Genomic DNA, 15,937 nt, shown 5'->3' with positions numbered 1-15,937 from the left:
CCCCTCGCGCGGGCTGACATTTTAAGGCAAGGCACGTCGAAAAGCCCTCTCGCAAGAGAGGGCTTTTTGATTTTAAATCAGTGGGTTGCCGAAACATATCCACAGCTGGGCGTGCATCCGCGCATTAGGAAACCCGCATGTTTCACTTCGTTGCAATACTTGATTTGAGAACGTGAGCGCCGGTGAGTATCTCCCTTGGCAACAAAGGCGCGCGCCAGTGGGGAGGGGCGCTCCAACCAAAGGTGACCAAAGTGCAAACGACGATCCGCAGTGCAGTGAGCTTCCAGGGCGTGGGCCTTCATTCCGGCGCGCCTGTCCGGATGACCATTCGCCCGGCTTCTGCCGAGCACGGCATCTGGTTCAAACGCACCGACATCCTTCTGGGCGACGCGCTCGTTCCGGCCCGCTATGACGCGGTCGAGATCTCGCCGCTCTGCACCCTGATCAAGAACCGCGCCGGTGTCTCCGTCTCGACCATCGAGCATGTGATGGCGGCGCTGGCTGGCTGCGGCATCCACAACGCGCTGATAGAGATCGACGGCCCCGAAGTGCCGATCCTCGACGGGTCCGCCGCGCCCTTCGTCCGCGAGATTCTCGCCCGCGGCGTGCGCGAACTGCGTGCCCCTGTCCGTGCCATCGAAATCCTGACCCCCGTCGAAGTGCAGACCGCTGCCGGCTGGGCCCGCCTGTCCCCGGCGCAGGGCACCACGATGGAGTTTCACATCGATTTCGCCGATGCGGCGATCGGCACGCAGGACAAGGTGATCAACCTCGCCAACGGCTCTTTCGTGCGCGAGCTCTGCGACAGCCGTACCTTCTGCCGTCAGTCCGACGTCGAGGCGATGCAGGCCAATGGCAAGGCACTCGGCGGCACCTATGAGAACGCGGTTGTCGTCGATGGCGACAAGATCCTGTCGCCGGGTGGCCTGCGCCACGCCGACGAGGCCGTGCGCCACAAAATGCTGGACGCGCTTGGTGATCTTTACACCGCGGGCGCGCCGATCCTTGGCCATTACACCGGCTTCAAGGCGGGGCACGCAATCACCAACAAACTGCTGCACGCGCTCTTCGCCACGCCCGACGCATTCCGCATGACGGTCTGCGACTCGCGCATGGCTGCGCGCCTGCCCGGTGCCGGTGTCGAGCGCGACGAAATCCCCGCGGTTGCCTGACGGCGGCGCCGTGCTCAAATCGGCGTTAAGGCGTTTTGCCCCGGATTTTTCTGTGCTAGGACCGTGCCATGGCCCCGAAGCGGGCTCTGCAATGAATGTGAGGTAAGTCGGGCATGGCAGGCGGCAGATCGCGAAATGCGGTGATCGGAGCGGCTTTTTCCGCGATTCTCCTGGCCGGATGTTCGGCCCAGGAACAGCCCGGAATGGGTCCGGGCGGCGTCCCGATGGAGAACTTCACCGCCGAACAGATCTTCGAGCGTGGCGAATACGAAATGGACCGCAGCGACGCAGAGCGCGCGGCCTATTATTTCGGTGAAATCGAGCGTCTCTATCCTTATTCGGACTGGGCCAAGCGCGCCCTGATCATGCAGGCCTATGCCTATCACCGGGCGAAGGACTATGAGAACTCGCGCTCTTCGGCGCAGCGCTACATCGACTTCTATCCCAGCGACGAAGATGCCGCCTATGCGCAGTATCTGCTGGCGCTCTCCTATTACGACCAGATCGAGGAAGTGGGCCGCGACCAGGGGCTGACGTTCCAGGCGCTGCAGTCGCTGCGCACGGTGATCGAACGCTATCCCGATACGGAATACGCGCGCTCCTCGATCCTCAAGTTCGACCTTGCCTTCGACCACCTCGCGGCGAAGGAAATGGAGATCGGGCGCTACTATCTCAAGCGTGAGAACTATGGCGCCGCGATCAGCCGTTTCCGCGTCGTGGTCGAGGATTTCCAGACCACCACCCATACCGCCGAGGCGCTGCACCGGCTGGTCGAGGCCTATCTGTCGCTGGGGCTGACGCAAGAAGCCCAGAGCGCCGGCGCGATCCTCGGCTATAACTACCGCGGCACGCCGTGGTACGAGGACAGCTACAAGCTGCTCACCGGGCGCGGGCTGGAACTGGAAGCGGCGGGCGACAGCTGGCTGGCACAGGTCTATCGTCAGATGGTCAAAGGGCAGTGGCTCTGAGGCTTTGGCTTTGGGGCTGCTAGCCCCTAGGGAGGACGGCGCGCCCGTCTGAATGGATGCTCCGAGCGCTTGAAATCCGCGATCTGCTCATCATCGACCGGCTGGACCTGAGCTTCCAGCCGGGGCTCAACGTGCTGACCGGCGAAACCGGCGCGGGCAAGTCGATCCTGCTCGACAGCCTTGGCTTTGTGCTGGGCTGGCGCGGGCGGGCCGAACTGGTGCGGGCAGGGGCACAGCAGGGCGAGGTGACGGCGGTTTTCGAACTGGCCGAGGGCCATGCCGCGCGCGCCGTTCTGGAAGAGGCCGGTCTGCCGGTCTCGGGCGAGCTGATCCTGCGCCGGGTCAACACCGCCGACGGACGCAAGACCGGCTGGGTCAACGACCGCCGTGCCAGCGGCGAGGTGCTGCGGCGCCTGTCCGAGACGCTGGTCGAACTGCACGGCCAGCATGATGACCGCGGGCTGCTCAATCCGTCGGGCCACCGCGATATTCTCGACAGCTATGCCGGTATCGGCGCTGAACTTGGGGCCGCCCGCGCCGCATGGATCGCGCAGCGGACCGCGCGCAAGGCGCTGAGCGATGCCGAGACCGCGCTCAAGGCGGTGCGCGCCGAGGAGGATTTCCTGCGCCACGCCACCGAAGAGTTGGACAAGCTGGCCCCGGAGGTCGGCGAAGAGGCCGAGCTCGACAGCCGCCGCCGCATGATGCAGGGCGCCGAGCGGGTGCGGGCCGATATTTCCCGCGCCAGTCAGGCGCTTGGCTATGAGGGTGCCGAGGGCGCCATGTCCGATGCGCTGCGCTGGCTGGAGGGTGCCTCGGAAGGTGCCGAGGGGCGGCTCGACGGCGCGATCGCCGCGCTGACCCGCGCCATGGCCGAGCTTGACGAGGCCTCGGGCGAGGTGGCCAGCACGCTCGACGCGCTGGAATTCGACCCGCGCACGCTGGAGGATACCGAAGAGCGGCTCTTTGCCATCCGCGGGCTCGCGCGCAAGCATCAGGTGCTGCCGGACGAGCTTGCCGGCCTGCGCGAGACGCTCTCGGCGCGGCTCTCGGCGCTCGACCATTCCGCCGAGGAACTGGACGCGCTGAACGCCGAAGTTCGCCGGACGGAAAACGCCTATGACGCCGCCGCCACCGCGCTGAGCGAGGCGCGCAGCGCCGCCGCCGCGCGGCTCGACAAGGCCGTGGCCACGGAACTGGCACCGCTGAAGATGGAACGCGCGGTGTTCCGGACCGAGGTCACCCGCGCCCCCGAAGGCCCCGAGGGCCGCGACGCTGTGGCCTTCACCGTCGCCACCAACCCCGGCGCGCCCTCCGGCCCGCTCAACAAGATCGCCTCTGGCGGCGAGCTGTCGCGGTTCCTGCTGGCGCTAAAAGTCTGCCTGTCGCAAGAGCAGGGCGGCGACGTGACGATGATCTTTGACGAGATCGACCGCGGGGTTGGCGGCGCCACCGCCGATGCGGTGGGGCGGCGTCTCGCGGCGCTCGCCGCCGAGGGGCAGGTGCTTGTCGTCACCCATTCGCCGCAAGTCGCCGCGCTTGGCGCGCATCACTGGCGCGTGGCCAAGCGGGTGGAGAATGACATCACCCTGTCGTCGGTCACCGCTCTGGCGGCGGATGAGCGCGAGGATGAGATCGCCCGGATGCTTTCTGGCGACACGGTCACCCCAGAGGCGCGGGCGGCTGCGCGGACGCTGCTGATCGGCTGAGGCGCGTTTGGCGCCGCCGGATTTTGCGTATTTTTAAAGAGAAGAAGCAGGGGCCCGGCGCCTTTGCCCGTCTTCTCGTGCGCAGCTAGGTCCTTCTTCTCTTTCCAAATACGCACGGCGGACCGTGGCCACGCGCGATGCGCCGGGGCAGGGCGTCGCGCCAAAGGAAAGGCCCGCCCGGGGATACCGGACGGGCCTGCTTGTCGTCGTGTCGCCTGAGTTCAGCCCAGTTCGGCGAGGCGCGCCATGGCTTCTTTCAGCTTGGCCTCTTCCTCTTCGCGGGCGGCGAGGTTGTCGCGGGTTTCCTGCACCACCTCTTCCGGCGCGCTTTCGGCGAACTTGGGGTTCTTCAGACGGCCGCGCAGACCCCCCAGTTCCTTGCCGAGCTTCTGCAGCGCCTTCTCGAGGCGGGCCTTTTCTTCGGCCACGTCGATGATCCCGGCCAGAGGAAGACCGAAGGTGCCGCCGCTGAGCGCCAGCGCCGCGGTGCCCTTGGGCATCTCCTCCACTTCGGTCAGCCCTTCGATGCGCGCGTAGCGCTTCACGAAGGCCTCATTGGTCTCATAGGCGGCCTTGGCGTCGGGTGTCATGCCCTTGACCACGCAGGGCACGTAAAGACCGGCGGGCACATGCATCTGCGCGCGCGCCGAGCGGATCGCCTCGATCATCCGGATCACCCAGTTGAGCTCGGCGTCGGCCTGCGCGTCGACCATCTCGGCGGCGCTATACGCGGGCCAGTCGGCGTGGATCAGCATCTTCGGCCGGTCGCGCTGCGCCCAGAGCTCTTCGGTGATGAAGGGCATGATCGGGTGCAGCAGGATCAGGCACTGGTCGAAGGCCCAGGCGTAGGTGGCGCGGGTTTCGGCCTTGGCGGCCTCGTCTTCGCCCTGGAAGACCGGCTTGGTGAACTCGAGATACCAGTCGCAGAAGGTGCCCCAGACGAAGGCATAGAGCGCCTGCGCCGCGTCGTTGAACCGGTATTCGGCCAAGGCGGCGTCCACCGTTTCGCGGGTCTTGGCGATCTCGCCCTTGATCCAGCGGTTGAGCGGCAGGGTGGTCTCGGGCACGGCATCGCTGTGGGCCAGCTCGAACACGCCGTTCATCTGCGCGTAGGAGGCGGCGTTCCACAGTTTGGTGCCGAAGTTGCGGTAGCCGGCGATGCGCTGCTTGTCGAGCTTCAGCACGCCGCCCAGCGAGGCCATGGCAGCATTGGTGAAGCGCAGCGCGTCGGCGCCGAACTCGTCGATGATCTCCAGCGGGTCGACCACATTGCCGAGCGACTTGGACATCTTCTTGCCCTTGGCGTCGCGCACGAGCCCGTGCAGGTAGACGTCGTGGAAGGGGATCTCATTGACCACGGCGAGCTGCATCATCATCATCCGGGCGACCCAGAAGAACAGGATGTCCTGACCGGTGACCAGCACCGAGGTCGGGAAGTATTTCTGCAGCTCGGGCGTCTGCTCGGGCCAGCCGAGCGTGCCGATCGGCCACAGGCCCGACGAGAACCAAGTGTCCAGAACGTCGGGATCGCGGAACACCGGGATCGCCTGCGGGCGGCGGCGCTGGTCGACACCGGTGAAATCGGTGCCCTGCTGCAGCAGCGCGGCGAGGTGATCCTCGGCGGCGGCGGCATCCTCGACGATCAGGAACTCGGCATCATCGCCGAAGACCGCCTTCATCTGCTCGATCGCCTCATCTTCCGAGGCGGCGCAGAACGAGCGCCATTCGTCGCCCATGCCCGGCGTGTGCCAGACCGGGATCTGGTGGCCCCACCACAGCTGGCGCGAGATGCACCAGGGCTCGATGTTTTCCAGCCAGTGGTAATAGGTCTTCTCGCCGCTCTCGGGCATGATCCGCACGCGGCCCTCGCGCACGGCGTCGAGCGCCGGGCCGACGATTTGCGCGGTGTCGACGAACCACTGGTCGGTGAGCATCGGCTCGATCACCACCTTCGAGCGGTCGCCGAAGGGCTGCATGATCGGCTTGGCCTCGACCAGCGGCACCCATTGCTCGGGCTCGTCCAGCGCCTCGCCGCCTTCTTCGGGGGCAGGCGGTGCCTTGGCCGCAGCCGCGCCGAGGCGCGGGTCGGTGGCCTCGGTCATCACTGCGAGACCTTCTTCGGTGATCTCGGCAATCACCGCCTCGCGGGCGGCGAAACGGTCGAGGCCGCGCAGGTGGTCGGGCACGAGGTTGAGCTTGTCGACCTCATGCTCGTCGAGCGTCAGCTCGCCGCGGGCGACCTGCTGGGCGATCTCGGCGGCTTCGGCGTAGGGGTGGCCGTCCTCGCGCATGGTCGCGCGGGTGTCCATCAGGCGATAGCAGGGGATGCCGCCGCGCTTGGCCACGCCGTAGTCGTTGAAGTCATGCGCGCCGGTGATCTTCACCGCGCCCGAGCCGAAGGTCGGATCGGGATATTCATCCACGATGATCGGGATCAGGCGGCGGTGCTCTTTCGGGCCCACGGGGATCTCGCAGAGCTTGCCGACGATGGGCGCGTAGCGCGCGTCCGAGGGGTGCACCGCGACCGCGCCGTCGCCGAGCATGGTCTCGGGGCGGGTGGTGGCGATGGAGATATAGTCGCGCTCTTCGGTGAAGAGCACGTTCCCGTCCTCGTCCTTCTCGACGTAGGTGTAGGTCTCGCCGCCCGCCAGCGGGTATTTGAAGTGCCACATGTGGCCGGGCACTTCGATGTTCTCGACCTCGAGGTCGGAAATCGCGGTCTCGAAATGCGGGTCCCAGTTCACCAGTCGCTTGCCGCGGTAGATCAGGCCCTTTTCGTACATGTCGACGAAGACCTTGATCACCGCATCATGGAAGTTGCCGTCTTCACCCGCCGGAGCGCCCTCGGCACCGGACATGGTGAAGGCGTTGCGCGACCAGTCGCAGGAGGCGCCGAGGCGCTTGAGCTGATTGATGATCGTGCCGCCGGACTGCTGCTTCCACTCCCAGACCTTCTCGAGGAAGGCCTCGCGGCCCATCTCGCGGCGGGTGGCGTTGTTCTTGTCCTTGGCCAGTTCGCGCTCGACGACCATCTGCGTGGCGATGCCCGCGTGGTCCTGCCCCGGCTGCCAGAGCGTGTCGAAGCCGCGCATCCGGTGCCAGCGCACGAGGATGTCCTGCAGCGTGTTGTTGAACGCGTGGCCCATGTGCAGCGAGCCGGTCACATTGGGCGGCGGGATCATGATGCTGAAGCTTTCGTCGCGCGAGGCGTTGGCCCCGGCCTTGAAGGCTCCGCTGCTTTCCCATGCGTCGTAGATGCGCGCCTCGGCCTCGGCCGCGTTGAAGGTCTTTTCCATCGCCATGGCTGCGTTCCCATGCCTGCTTGTGCTGTTGTCCCGACCCTCCTACCCAAAGCCTTGGGAAAGGGAAAGCGCCCCGTGGCCTTGAGTGGCCCCGAGTGGCCTTGGCCGTGCCTTCGCGGGGGAAGCGCAGGGTGTGCGGGTGCGCCCTCAGCCGGCGGCGGCGGCGACCTCGGGGGCCACATGCCACGCCGCCGCACCGGGGGTGCAGAAGTCAGGCAGCGCGCCGGCCTCGTCCTCGCGCAGCAGCGCCTCGAGGAGCGGGTAGAGCTGTCCGCGGGCCTTGAGGGTCGCGGCGACGTTGTGGTTGTCCGACGGCACGGTGAAGCGGCGTATGTTCGGCGCTTTCGGGAAACGCTCGGCATGGGCCAATTCGACCGGAAGATCGGGGAAGATCAGCTCGTAGCGGCAAGCGCCGTCGAAGCTTCCCATCAAGGACGGTTGGCGCCACGTGCTGATCTGCTCGGAATAGCGGGTCCAGCGGGTGTCGAACGGCGCAATCTCGGGGTGGACCGAATATTGCGGCGCCAGCGCGATACAGCGCGCGGCCCCCAGGGGGCGCGACATCTGCGCGGCCAGAAAGCCGCCCATGCTCAGCCCCAGCGTCGACACCTTGCGTCCTGCGCGATGCGGCGCGGTGAGCCGGGCCAGAAGCTCGGGGTCGAGCGCGTTTCCCCAGCTGCGGGTCTTGTCGAAGACGAAAAGCTGCGAACCCCAACCACCGGAGGAGAGCTTGCGGAACTCCTCGCTCTGCTGGTCGATGCCGCCAAGCCCATGGCCAACGCCCACGAAGGTCACAAGGCACTGCGGCCCGCTGCCCTCGATGCCACTGAGCTTCAGCGTCGCGTCCTCGTAAAGCACGGGGATCGCCGGATGATCGAGGATCGAGCCAGTCACCGGCAGCGCGCTTTGCGTTGTCTCTGTCGCGGCTGCGGCGGGAGCGGGCTTGGCTGCGGGCACGGCGGCCTTAACGGCCACGCCCTCCTGCTGCCCCTCGCGCTGCAGGTCCTCGAACCAGCCCTGATCCTCTTCATACCCAAGCTGCTTCAGCACATCGTGCAGCACCGGAAAGCGGGTGAACTGGTCGATGATACGGGCGCGATGCTCGGGCTTGGCCCATTTGCGCTGGCGTTCGGTATCGACCTCGCGCACGCCGTTGAGCGCGCGCTGAAGGCGCTGGGGAATCTCGGCCTTGTGAAAATCGCTGAAACGCCCCTCGAAGCTCAGCCCCAAACCCTCGGCCAGCATCTGCTGCACGGCCTCGGGATCGCGCACGAGATCTTCGTATTTCAAAAAGAAGATGCCCTGCGGGAAAAGGCCCGATCCGCTGACGCGCATAGAGGCCTCATGCACCGGCAGAAAGCCGGGCGCGGTGAAGGCGGGCACGCGTCCTTCGGGAACGAACCAGCAGTTGTCCGCAGCGACGAAGTAATCATCCGGGACCGAGCGGTGGCGGCTGGTCAGGATGTCGCGCGGATCGCGCAGCATGCAGATCAGGTCGATCCGCTTGCGGCCCTGATTGGCCTGAAACAGCTTTGGCAGATCGAAGATGTCGAAGGGGCGCTTGGTGCATTGATTGCCGGGCAGGTGGATCACGCTGGCGGCCGGCACCTCGCGGTCGAACATCCCGTAGCCCTGCAGCGTATTGCGCAGCATGTTGTAGAACAGGGTGCTGCCCGAGCGTCCCTGTCCTGCGATCACGATATGCCTGTCCATGCTGCGCCCCCGTGTGCTGCGGTATCTGCCTGGCTCAATGGCCTCGGGTCTTTGACCCCGTCTTTGGATCGAGATTGAAGCGGGGGGTTACAGCTTTGTTAAACCGGCTGCGAAATCTGCTGGGAGGGCGTGCAAGCTGTTCCGGATGCAGCGCAAAATTTACAGCTGAAAAAAAGAAAAACGGCGGTCTCAGGGAGGAGGAGAGAGACCGCCGTTTCCGTGTCACGAAAGCCCGAGGAGGAGGAGAAGAAGGGCTTCCGATCTGAGCGGACCCGCAAGGGTCCTATGGGGTGCGACGATCTCAGGGAGGAGGAGAGAGATCGCCGCTGCATCAAAGTCCCAGGGAGGAGGAGAGGGACTCCGAAGCTTCTGGACCGCATGCGGCCCTTTATGAGGTGCGGCGGTCTCAGGGAGGAGGAGAGAGACCGCCGCTGCATCGTTGCCCCAGGGAGGAGGAGAGGGGCTCCGAATAGGTTGGGCGCTGAGGCCCGGAAACTGGTGCGGCGATCTCAGGGAGGAGGAGAGAGACCGCCGCTGCATCGTTGCCCCAGGGAGGAGGAGAGGGGCTCCGAATAGGTTGGGCACTGAGGCCCGGAAACTGGTGCGGCGATCTCAGGGAGGAGGAGAGAGATCGCCGCTGTATCGATGCCCCAGGGAGGAGGAGAGGGGCTGTCGATGTCTGGGGCCGGGCTATGGCCCGGTATCCCGTATCTTTGTGGCGGTGACCTCAGGGAGGAGGAGAGAGGTCACCGCCGTAACGAACCGGCTCAGGGAGGAGGAGAGAGCCGGGACGTGTTCGAATTCTTACGCCTCGTAGGCGGCCTGATACGCGATCCGGCGGATCATCGAGCGGTGCAGCCCGAGATCGCTCAGTTCACGGTTGCTCAGCGACGCCAGCTCGCTGAAGGTCTGCTTGTACAGGCGGCGGCGAGCGAGGGCGGTGCGGAGCGTGTCGAGGAGACCGCCGGTGCGGCCTTCAATGCGGGTGGTGTCGGTTGCGAATGCCATGTGCGTCTGTGCCCGTCTGGCTGAATGGTTGCGTCTGTCGTTTCTTGCCCCAATAGATGTGCCAATTGCTGCGGCTGCACAATCCCGCCCCGGTTCAATGCCGCTATGCGCAAAATGCATGGTGAAAATCACTTTGTAATGCGCATCTTCGCGGGTGAGTGCATAGAAATTAGGCGAGAAATGGACGCGCCTTGCGCGGAGCGCAAGATGACGAAAGGTCGCCATGCGCTGAGGGAAAGGAAGTAACTATGACCCAATTGTCCGACGCTACCATGGCGTTGCTCAAAAGCTTCGATCTGCCCGGTGGCGGCAACCTCGTATCGCGCGACATGATTCGAGCGCTCAGCGTCGAAGGCGGCCATGTGCGCTTTGTCATCGAAGCGCCAAACGCCGAGATCGCCCGCCAGATGGAAGGCTTCCGCGCGGTGGTCGAGGCGCAGGTGGCGCAATTGCCGGGCGCGGTCTCGGCGGCGGTGGTGCTCTCGGCCCCGACGCAGGCACCGAAAGCGCCCTCGCTGAAGATGGGTGGCCACGCCAAACCGCAAGAGGGGCGCATGGCGCCACCGGGGGTGAAGAAGCTGATCGCCATCGGCTCGGGCAAGGGCGGCGTGGGCAAATCCACCGTCTCGTCGAACCTCGCCGTGGCGCTGGCGCGCGCGGGCAAGAAGGTCGGCCTGCTGGATGCGGACATCCACGGCCCGTCGCAGCCGCGCATGTTCGGCGTCAGCAAACGCCCGGCCTCGCCCGATGGCAAGACGATCATCCCGCTCGAGGCGCATGGCGTCACGCTCATGTCGATCGGCGTGATGCTGCCCGAGGACAAGGCGGTGGTCTGGCGCGGCCCGATGCTGATGGGCGCGCTGCAGCAGATGCTGATGCAGGTGGAGTGGGGGGCGCTCGATGTGCTGCTCATCGACCTGCCGCCGGGCACCGGGGATGTGCAGCTCTCGCTGGGGCAGAAGTCCGAAGTGGATGGCGCCATCGTCGTCTCCACCCCGCAGGATGTGGCGCTGATCGACGCGAAGAAGGCGCTCGATGCGTTTGCCACGCTCAATGTGCCGGTGCTGGGGATGATCGAGAATATGTCGGTCTTCGTCTGCCCCGACTGCGGGCGCGAGAGCCATATCTTCGGGCAGGGTGGCGTCGCCGCGGAAGCGGCGCGGTTCAATCTGCCGGTGCTGGCGCAGCTGCCCATCGACCTCGACACCCGCCTGGCGGGCGACAGCGGCGCGCCGGTGGCACTGGGCGAGGGCGTGATGGCGCAGGCCTACGCCAAACTGGCGCAGGATCTGATCGACGCGGGCCAAGTCTGACCCCCGGTCCCGCTGCGGTCCCGCCGCGGTCCTAAGCGCGGGGCGGCGCCAAACCGCCCCTTCTTCTCTTTGAAAATACGCCAGGGGAGGCGCGGCGCAGCCGCGGCGGGGGCAGCGCCCCCTCTATAACCGCCATTCTATCTTGGCCTTTCAGCCTGCCTTGCGCATCTGCAGCAGCAGATCGAGCACCAGCGCCGCCGGGTCGACGTTCACCGCGCGGGCGTGGCGGGCGCGCTCTCCGGCGTCCTGCGCCAGCTGCGCCCAGGCCCGCCCGGCGCCCGGGTGCGGGGCGAGGCGCCGGAGCACCTCGGCCTCATTCGGCGCCGCCTCGGCGCGCGGCGGCATCCCGGTGACACCGACACGGGCGAGCCGCGCCATCAGCCGGTCGGTCAGCGTCAGCATCAGATCGAGCCGCGCTTCGCGGCCCTTGCCCGCGGTGCTTTCGCCAAGCGCGATGGCGCGCGGGCGGTCGAGCCGGGGCAGGGTGCCCGCCAGCGACACCAGATCGGAATAGAGCTTCAGCCCGTCGAGGTTCAGCAGCCGCAGCGCCTCGCCCACCGAGCCCGCTGACAGTTCGGCCAGCGCCTCGGCTTCCTGCGGCGCCACCTGCGCCCCGGCCTGTTCGAGCGCGCGGGCCATATCCTCGGGCCCCAGCGGCGCCAGCCGCAGCTCGCGGCAGCGCGAGCGGATCGTCGGCAGCAGGCGCGAAGGCTGGTGGCTGATCATCAGCAGCACCGTATTGGCCGGCGGCTCTTCCAGCAGCTTGAGGATTGCGTTGGCGGCGTTGGGGTTCATCTCGTCGGCGCTGTCGATGATCACCACCCGGCGCCCGCCATCGGCGGAGGAAAGTGAGAAGAAGCGCTTCAGCGCGCGCACCTCTTCGACGGTGATGATGCTGCGCAGCTTCTTGGTCTTGCTGTCCCAGCTGCGGCGCAGCAGGTGCAGACGCGGCTCCGACAGCGCGTGGACGCGGTGCGCCACAGGATGCTCTGGGTCGATCAGCAGATCACGCGGCGGTGGCGGCGCGCCGAAGAGCCCGTCCTCCTCCTGCTCGGGAGTCGCCAGCAGAAAGCGCGCGATGGTCCATGCCAGCGTCGCCTTGCCAAGCCCGCGCGGCCCGGTGATCAGCCAGCCATGGTGCAGCCGGCCCGAGGTGAACGCGGTCAGAAAATCCGCCTGAGCGCGATCCTGCCCGAACAGGCGGAAGGTCTCGCGCGGGTGCGGCGCGCCCTCGACGCGATCCGCCTCGGGGATATCCTCCTCGGCGCTCATGCGGAGAGATAAGGCTCAAGCCGCGCGCGGATGTCGGCGGCAACATCCTCCTGCGCCCGGTTGCCGTCGATGACGATGAAGCGCTCGGGAAACTCTTTGGCCAATGCCAGATAGCCTGCGCGCATACGCTCCTGCAGTTCGACGCCGAAATCCTCGAAGCGTTCTTCTTCGGTGGCGCGGGCCTTGGCGCGGGCGAGCCCGGCGGCGGGATCCATATCGATCAGGAAGGTGAGATCGGGCTCGGTGCCGATCATCAGCTCGTGCAGCGCGTCCACCTTGCTGCGCAGGTCGCCGCGCGACAGGCCCTGATACATGCGGCTGCTGTCGGCGAAACGGTCGCAGATCACCAGCTTGCCCGCCGCTAGGGCAGGGCGGATCAGACGCTCCAGATGATCGCGGCGCGCGGCGGTGAAGAGCAGCAGCTCGGTCTCTGCGGACCAACGGTCGGGATCACCCTGCAGCACCAGCGCGCGGATCTCTTCGGCGCCGGGCGAGCCGCCGGGCTCGCGGGTGAGAACCGCCTCGCGGCCAGCACCAAGAAGCGCGGCATGTAAAAGCCGCGCCTGCGTGGATTTGCCCGAGCCGTCGATGCCCTCGAAGCTGATGAAGAGGCCGGACCTTGCGGCCTCGGCACCATTGCTGCCGGTCACATCGCCTCCGAGGTGGTGGCGGGGGCCTGCAGGCGCCCGATCAGATTGGTGCCGACCACCATCATGCGTTTGACGAAGCCGCCCGAGGGCACGTCTTCGGCAGCAAACAGCGGCACCCGGTGCTCGGGCAGACCTTCGGGCGTGATGATCAGCTCGGCCAGCTGCTGGCCAGCGGTGATCGGCGCCTGCAGCGGGCCGGTATAGACCACCTCGGCCCCAAGCTCGGTGCCCGGGGTTACGGGGATCAGCATTTCGATGTCGTCACGCGCCACCAGCCCGACGCTTTCCTGCGCGCCAAGGAACACGTCGGCGCGGGCCACTTCCTTGCCCTTCTCGATCAGTTTGCGCTCGGCGAACTGGCGAAAGGCCCAGTTGACGATCGACTCGCTCTCTTCGGCGCGGGCGCGCTCGCTGTCGAGCCCGGCAATGGCGAAGATCACCCGGCGGTCGCCCTGTTTGGCCGAGCCGACAAGGCCATAGCCCGCTTCTTGCGTGTGGCCGGTCTTGAGGCCATCGGCGCCGATGTCGAGGCGCAGCAGCGGGTTGCGGTTGTGCACGTTCTGCGGCGCGCGGCCATCGAATTCAAAACGCCGCTCTGCGAAGATCGGATAGAATTCGGGGAAGTCCTCGATGATGTGCCGCGCCAGCAGCACCAGATCGCGCATCGACATGACGTGACCGTCGGCGGGCCAGCCAGAGGCGTTGGCGAAATGCGAGCTGGTCATGCCCAGTTGTTGCGCGCGGCGGGTCATCAGATCGGCGAAACCGGCCTCGGTGCCATTGGGCGAGAGCGCCTCGGCGATCACCGCGCAGGCGTCATTGCCCGACAGCACTATGATGCCGCGCAGCAGATCCTCGACCTTCACCCGGTCGGTGGTGTCGAGGAACATGGTCGAGCCGCCATAGGACATGGCGTGCGACGACACCGGCAGGGTCTCGTCGAGTTTGAGCCGCCCGTCACGGATCGCCTCGAAGGCCATATAGAGCGTCATCAGTTTGGACATCGAAGCCGGAGGCACCGATTTGTCCGCATCCTTGGCCATCAGCACGGTGCCGGTGGTGTAATCCAGCACAAAGGCGGTGCGGGCGCTGGTGTCAAACGCCTGCGCGCTGGTGGCGAGCAGCGCCGCCGTGGCGGCCCCGGCCAGCAGGCGACGCAGGGAAAGGCTCGAAAGGGGGCTCGTCGGGCGGCGCATGGGCGGCTCCTGTGCTTTGGCTCCGGTCTGGTCGTCGGATCGTCTGGTCAGTTCTTCACGGCGTAGGCATCCGAGAAACCGGTGCCCTTGATCTTGGTCAGCAGCGCATCAAGCTCGGCCTTGTCCTGCGCCGGGCCAACCAGCACGCGCCAGAAGGTCTTGCCCGAGCTGCTCTGCTTCTTGACCGTCGGCACCATGCCCGCCTGACGCATCGCGGTCGCGGTGTTCTCGGCGTTCTGCTCGACGCTGAAGATGCCGATCTGCACATAGGGGCGCGACAGCGAGGAGGCGGGCTTGGGCGCGGGTGCGGGCGCGGGCGCCGGGCTCGCGGCCTCGGTCGGAGCGGCAGCGGCGGCAGGGGCGGCGGCAGGCGCGGAGGCGGGTGCAGCCTCGATGGCTGCGGCTGCGCCGGCGGTCACCGGATCAAGCGTGGCTTCCTCGACCTCGGGCGTTTCCGACAGCGTGCTCGCTTCGACGCCGGCGGGGCCGGTGCCTTCCTCGGGCTGGGCGGGGCCTTCTTCGCGGCGCAGCGCCACGACGTTGAGGTTCACCGGCTCGCCCGCCAGCATGCCGATGGCGGCGGCGGCGTCGGACGACACCTGCAGGCGCGGGCCGGGGCTCATGCGTTCACGGCGGAACAGCGCCCCGATGACGAACTGGCCGTTCTTTTCGTTGCGGATGATCACTCGCTCGGGCTCGGTGACATCGGGATGCGCGACCCAGACACCGCCCAGCGAGGGGCGACCGTCCCAAAGGCCCGCCTCGGTGGTCTGAAAGACCTCGGGTGCCTCGATGTCACGCTCGATGGTGGCGGATGTGCCAGAGGCTTCGGTGCCGGCGCTGCCCTCGGACTTGAGGAAACCGGGCATCTGCGCGTCGCTGCAGGCGCTCAGGGCAACCGTGCCGAGCAGGGCCGCAAGGCTTGCCCAGCCCATGCCCCGGCTTGCACGCGATGTCTCGCCCGCTTTCGCCGGTTTCATGCTGTCATTATTCGTGCTGCCACGATTTATGCTGCCGGTTTTCCAACCCGCGGCCATCGGCCGCGCTGCATTGGCCTTGCTCATAGGTGCCCCCTGTCGTCCCGCCTGTGTCGTCCGCCTGGCCGGTGGCGTCTGTCGCGCCTTGCCGGTGTCCCGTCGCCGGATGTCCCTTCGATATGCCGGAGGCCGTTCGATCACCGCCGCAAGGGCCCGGAGGGCGTCTGCCTTCGTGCCCGGAAAGGGCGGCTCGGGCGCAGCGGAGGCGAACCGGGCCATCCCGGTTTTCGCCGGATCGTAACGGGTGGCTGTGATCAAGAAAAGCCTTCAAAGCCGTGATCGGCGGATTTTCCCGGAAAGCCTGTTCTAGAATCGCGCAAGGCACGCTAGGTCGGTCGGACCGGAGGTTTGGCAGAGTGGTCGAATGCGGCGGTCTTGAAAACCGTTGGGCGTGAGAGCGTCCCCAGGGTTCGAATCCCTGAGCCTCCGCCATAACACGCTGTTTATCAGTGGCTTAGCGAATTTCGTAACATACCAGTAACACGACTTGCAGATAGGCTTCGCCTCTATGTCGCGCCATTGTAGGGGGTCTAAAAATTGGACCCTAGGCTCAGGATGCATTGATTTCGCGGGAACAGCATGATTCACGGCTTTGAA

Annotated in this window: 11 protein-coding genes and 1 tRNA gene; 5 read left to right on the top strand and 7 right to left on the bottom strand. The window is 66.5% G+C overall.

Translation table 11 applies throughout. From position 1 onward, the window contains the following. The first annotated feature begins 251 nt into the window (after nucleotides 1–251). The 3 genes from lpxC (at nucleotide 252) to recN (ending at nucleotide 3,849) form a co-directional block, all read left to right on the top strand. Nucleotides 252–1,172 carry a UDP-3-O-acyl-N-acetylglucosamine deacetylase gene (gene lpxC, locus G0A00_RS22720; protein ID WP_164184721.1) on the top strand — a complete coding sequence of 307 codons (921 nt, stop codon included), beginning with the start codon at nucleotides 252–254 and terminating at the stop codon, nucleotides 1,170–1,172. A 113-nt stretch (nucleotides 1,173–1,285) separates the two neighbouring features. Further along, nucleotides 1,286–2,140 carry an outer membrane protein assembly factor BamD gene (locus tag G0A00_RS22715; RefSeq protein ID WP_164184722.1) on the top strand — a complete coding sequence of 285 codons (855 nt, stop codon included), beginning with the start codon at nucleotides 1,286–1,288 and terminating at the stop codon, nucleotides 2,138–2,140. A gap of 56 nt (nucleotides 2,141–2,196) precedes the next feature. Continuing rightward, nucleotides 2,197–3,849 (top strand): DNA repair protein RecN, encoded by a 1,653-nt coding sequence (recN, locus tag G0A00_RS22710; RefSeq protein ID WP_164184723.1) that lies wholly within the window; start codon nucleotides 2,197–2,199, stop codon nucleotides 3,847–3,849. 221 nt (nucleotides 3,850–4,070) lie between these two features. Here recN and G0A00_RS22705 read toward each other — a convergent pair whose 3' ends face one another. From G0A00_RS22705 to G0A00_RS22695, 3 genes are all read right to left on the bottom strand, one after another. Further along, nucleotides 4,071–7,151, bottom strand: a complete 3,081-nt coding sequence (locus G0A00_RS22705; RefSeq protein ID WP_164184724.1) for a valine--tRNA ligase — start codon at nucleotides 7,149–7,151, stop codon at nucleotides 4,071–4,073. A gap of 147 nt (nucleotides 7,152–7,298) precedes the next feature. After that, nucleotides 7,299–8,864 carry a sulfotransferase domain-containing protein gene (locus tag G0A00_RS22700; protein WP_164184725.1) on the bottom strand — a complete coding sequence of 522 codons (1,566 nt, stop codon included), beginning with the start codon at nucleotides 8,862–8,864 and terminating at the stop codon, nucleotides 7,299–7,301. Between the two features lie 804 nt (nucleotides 8,865–9,668). Next, the gene (locus G0A00_RS22695; protein ID WP_066105278.1) at nucleotides 9,669–9,872 is read right to left on the bottom strand and encodes a DUF1127 domain-containing protein; all 204 of its coding nucleotides are present in this window, start codon (nucleotides 9,870–9,872) and stop codon (nucleotides 9,669–9,671) included. Nucleotides 9,873–10,120: 248 nt separating this feature from the next. Between G0A00_RS22695 and G0A00_RS22690 the strand changes: the two genes are divergently transcribed. Beyond that, entirely contained in the window at nucleotides 10,121–11,185 is a 1,065-nt protein-coding gene (locus tag G0A00_RS22690; RefSeq protein ID WP_164184726.1) for an Mrp/NBP35 family ATP-binding protein, read from the top strand. 150 nt (nucleotides 11,186–11,335) lie between these two features. Here the strand turns inward: G0A00_RS22690 and G0A00_RS22685 are convergent, their stop codons facing one another. From G0A00_RS22685 to G0A00_RS22670, 4 genes are read right to left on the bottom strand one after another with little or no spacing between them, the layout of a single operon-like run. Further along, nucleotides 11,336–12,457, bottom strand: coding sequence for a DNA polymerase III subunit delta' (locus G0A00_RS22685; RefSeq protein WP_066105285.1), 1,122 nt, complete (start codon nucleotides 12,455–12,457; stop codon nucleotides 11,336–11,338). Beyond that, the gene (tmk, locus tag G0A00_RS22680) at nucleotides 12,454–13,107 is read right to left on the bottom strand and encodes a dTMP kinase (RefSeq protein ID WP_164185585.1); all 654 of its coding nucleotides are present in this window, start codon (nucleotides 13,105–13,107) and stop codon (nucleotides 12,454–12,456) included. The genes G0A00_RS22685 and tmk overlap by 4 nt, the downstream gene beginning before the upstream one ends. Continuing rightward, nucleotides 13,104–14,303: a D-alanyl-D-alanine carboxypeptidase family protein gene (locus G0A00_RS22675; RefSeq protein WP_164185584.1), complete on the bottom strand. Its 1,200-nt coding sequence runs from the start codon at nucleotides 14,301–14,303 to the stop codon at nucleotides 13,104–13,106. Before G0A00_RS22675 ends, tmk begins: the two co-directional genes overlap by 4 nt. A 47-nt stretch (nucleotides 14,304–14,350) precedes the next feature. Beyond that, the gene (locus G0A00_RS22670) at nucleotides 14,351–15,283 is read right to left on the bottom strand and encodes an SPOR domain-containing protein (RefSeq protein WP_164214281.1); all 933 of its coding nucleotides are present in this window, start codon (nucleotides 15,281–15,283) and stop codon (nucleotides 14,351–14,353) included. A gap of 399 nt (nucleotides 15,284–15,682) precedes the next feature. Between G0A00_RS22670 and G0A00_RS22665 the strand changes: the two genes are divergently transcribed. Further along, nucleotides 15,683–15,772: transfer RNA gene (locus G0A00_RS22665), tRNA-Ser, on the top strand. Nucleotides 15,773–15,937: the final 165 nt, after the last annotated feature.

The organism is Salipiger sp. PrR002, from assembly GCF_010500775.1.
GTDB lineage: Bacteria > Pseudomonadota > Alphaproteobacteria > Rhodobacterales > Rhodobacteraceae > Salipiger.
The sequence above is the reverse complement of the archived record's forward strand: the minus strand, read 5'-3'. Positions and strand labels throughout refer to the sequence as shown.